Annotated in this window: 2 protein-coding genes; one reads left to right on the top strand and one right to left on the bottom strand. The window is 66.1% G+C overall.

Annotated features, from left to right (window positions below):
- Positions 1–171: 171 nt before the first annotated feature.
- Entirely contained in the window at positions 172–822 is a 651-nt protein-coding gene (locus KM933_RS38465) for an SMI1/KNR4 family protein (RefSeq protein WP_221362223.1), read from the top strand.
- Between the two features lie 67 nt (positions 823–889).
- On the opposite strand, the gene KM933_RS38460 is transcribed toward KM933_RS38465, so the two are convergent.
- The gene (locus KM933_RS38460; protein WP_221362221.1) at positions 890–3,319 is read right to left on the bottom strand and encodes a hypothetical protein; all 2,430 of its coding nucleotides are present in this window, start codon (positions 3,317–3,319) and stop codon (positions 890–892) included.
- Positions 3,320–3,352 lie beyond the last annotated feature (33 nt).

Here is a 3,352-nt window from a genome sequence, read left to right as displayed (position 1 = left end):
GCGACGATCACGCATCGTCAGCCCCCAACGACATCACGCCGAAAAGGTCAGTAACGAACTACCGGTAGTTCACAAGAGTCAAGTGGTGGGTGGCGGGTTCGAGTGCTCGAGCCGCGACCGGGTGCCTGGTGACGCGGGTCCGCCGGTCGCCGATTTCGTAAGCTCAGGGGCATGACCGACTACCCGAACGTTGAACCTGAGTGGGCACGCATCACCCGCTGGCTCGAGAAGAACGCGCCGGTCTCCTACCAGAGCCTGCTGCCGCCGACCGGCGATGAGGAGGTCCGCACCGATGAGGAGCAGTTACGGCAGTGGCTGGGGCACGGATTTCCCGAGGACCTCAAAGTCCTGTGGCGGGTATGCGGCGGCACGGAGTATGTCGAGGTGGAAGGGGATGAGGAGGGCGAGCTTCGTCCCGACATGTTTCTGCCAGGTGGAGTTCTTCTCGGCCCGAAGCAGGCCGCCATGACGCGCCTGTCGTTCAACTGGCCCGACACCGAGTGGCCACGGGCATGGGTCGCCTGGCTGGGCGAGGATCAGGAAGGGGCCCTGGTGGGCCGCTACGTCGATGCCTCCGAGGGACCTGGAAGCGGTGGTGAGGGGCAGTGGTCCGCGCACTCCGGGCCGGAGATGTCCGCACCTGAGTTTCCTTCTGTGGGGTCCTGTCTCAGCGCGGTCGCCGAGGCGCTGGAATCCGGCAACGGCCCGTTCGTGAGTCGGAGAGGACCGTGTCTGCCCGGGGTGGTGAAGGGGTGCCTGGTATGGGAACACCCCGACTCTCCTGCAGTGGACGGTTGGGAGCCGTTCCACCCGATCGCCTGAGAAACGGCGGGCTTCCGCCTCCGGCCTGATCGCGGCCAGAGGCGGAAGCAGGAGCGGGATCAATCCGTCAGGGCTTCTTCATCTCGCAGACGAGGTCGGTCTTGGAGGTGTCACAGGCCTTGAACCACGCGTCGCCGACGTCCACGGTGTACGGGTCCTTGTCGAGGAGCCGGAACTGCGGGGCGAACTCGTTGCCCAGGCGGCTCATCGCGCCCGAGTTCATGTACGTCGACATCGATGAGCGACCGCAGTTTTCGTTCCAGGTCGGCGGGTCGTAGCGGGTGTCGTCCAGCAGGTGCTCACTGCCGTCGTCGGTCTTGGCCGACACGGTCTGGATGCACTCACCGCCGCCGTCCGCCCCGGCCGGCATCTTGCCTCCCTTGTTGGCGGGCAGTCCGGGGGACTCGTAGGTCGAGGCGAACGGGAACTCGTCGCACGAGATCGTGTCGGGGTACGGGCTGCTCACGAGTTCCTGGTGCATCATCGTCTTCGGGTGGTTGACGAAGTTTTTCGTCGGCACCCAGCCACTGGCGGCGCGCGGGCCTCGGTACTTGGTACACATCACCTTGCGGGAGTCCTTCTCGGCGTTCCAGCCGCTCTCCGCCCGGCTCGCGGACGGGTGGTAGTGCAGCGGGTTCTCCGGAGTGGCGCCGAGCCCTTTGGACGGCTTGCTCTTGTTCTGCACCATCCAGACATGAGCCGCGGCGGCCGTGTACTTGGCGGTGTTGAACCTGTACTCGGGTACGTACTGCGGCATCACGCAACCGGGGTCACCATTGGAGTCGACCTTGTCGCAGCGCACGACGAGATCCGGCGCCCGCCACGGGCCCGACGCGTCCTGCCATTCGCGCTTCCTGCCGTCCGGGGTAGGAGGCGGCTCCACGTCGGTGTCCGGCATTCCGGCGAAATACACCGGCATGCTCTTGGAGAGATCCACGTCGCGAGTGCCGGAGGCGTTGTCGACCTTGCCGTTCCACTGGTGATCGGCGGTACCGGTGATCATGTGCGGGTCGTTGGGCTGGTTACCGTTCATACCGCCTTTCCAGTTGGTCTCTCCATAGAAGTCGATATCCTTCCCGCCCGGCCCGTCGTTGCAGCCGTCACTGACGCACATGGAGGAGATCCAGGCGTCCGGGTCGCCGGAGCCGAGCAGGACGGACCGGTCCTGGGCGGGGAACGTGTTGGTGACGGGGTTCAGCTCGATCCAGGTCTTGATGTCACCGCCGTGCGGGTCCGTCTTGATCTGGAAGGCGGTCTCGAAGGTCGCTCGGTATTCGATGTCGTCGACGCCGGGCAGTGTCTTGCTCCTGGCGGTGAAGCTGAGGTCGAAGTAGAGGCAGGCCTCGTTACGTGTCATCAGCGACTTTTGCGCCTCGCCGGAGAGGCTCGGCTGGCACCAGGTGTCCTTGACGATCGGGTCGGGGTAGCTGGGTGCCCGCGTCGCAGCCGCCTTGGCCGCCTTGCGGGTGCCTTCGAGGGACCGTTGTGTCTTCGGAGTGATGGTTACTTCCATGCCGCCCTCGTTGAAGGTGCGACTGGCCGAGCCCTGCTTCCATCCCGGCGCCGGCAGTGGATCGTCAGTGAGCGCGGGAGCCGCGGCGTCGGGAGTCGTCGTCGGCAGCTTGATGTCGATCTTCTGCGCGCGGTTGTAGTCGCGGTTTCCGGCGGTGAAGCCATAGTCACGGATCGGACCAACGTTGTCCGCACGGTCCACGCTTCGGGTCTGCACCACGTGGTTGCCATTCTCGGCGGGTGTCGCGGTGTACACGGCGGTGTTCGTCGCAGCGACGGCCCTGGAGGTCGCCGCTGTGGTGGTCGTCGCGACGGTGGACCAGCCGGACTCCGCTCCGTCGTCCTCGAATGGGTCGAGGCGGTACTGCACGTCGCGGGCGTCGGTGACGCCCGTGTCGACATCGAACGTGCCCCGGACGCCGGCTCCGCCGCCGCCCCAGTTCTCGGGGTAGGTCGCCGACGAGACGCTCGCGGGCGTGCCCGGCGCGGTTGTGTCGACGACGAACTCACGCCACGGGGACCAGTTGAGGTTGAAGTGGGTACCGTCGTAGGCGTTGGTGCGGAACTTGTATGTCTTGCCGTTCACCAGTTGCCCGGCCGGCACCCGTACGGAGGCCCAGGAACCCGGGGCCACGTAGTCGGAGACGATCAGGCCTTCCCCGGCCGGGGTAGTGATGGGCTTGTTCGTGGCCGCATCGTAGACCTGGAAGGTTCCGTTGACCGTGTCGCCGTCGGCGTCGGCGAACTTGTCCCGCAGTGTTGGTGTGGTGGTGTTCACCGCCCAGACACCTGCGTAGGACTTGAACGGGGCGCCGGCCTGCTGCGCGGTGCCGTCGCCGGGGCGGTAGTTCCAGGTCACCGTCAGTTTCGGCGGGTTGCTGGTGGCGTTAGCGCTGTTGACGCGCTTCCAGTCCTTGACGTCGTCCGTAGCCGCGCGCAGGCCCATGTAGCCCTTGCCGTCCAGGGCGGAGGACCACTGCTGCACGAGTGTGGTGACGTCCGCGGGGCGTTGTCACGT

It is taken from the genome of Streptomyces beigongshangae, assembly GCF_019710745.1.
In the GTDB taxonomy this organism is placed as follows: domain Bacteria; phylum Actinomycetota; class Actinomycetes; order Streptomycetales; family Streptomycetaceae; genus Streptomyces; species Streptomyces beigongshangae.
The sequence above is the reverse complement of the archived record's forward strand: the minus strand, read 5'-3'. Positions and strand labels throughout refer to the sequence as shown.

Bases quoted from the DNA above. Each gene is read 5' to 3' on its own strand.
- KM933_RS38465 (WP_221362223.1), top strand. From the start codon at position 172: ATGACCGACTACCCGAACGTTGAACCTGAGTGGGCACGCATCACCCGC.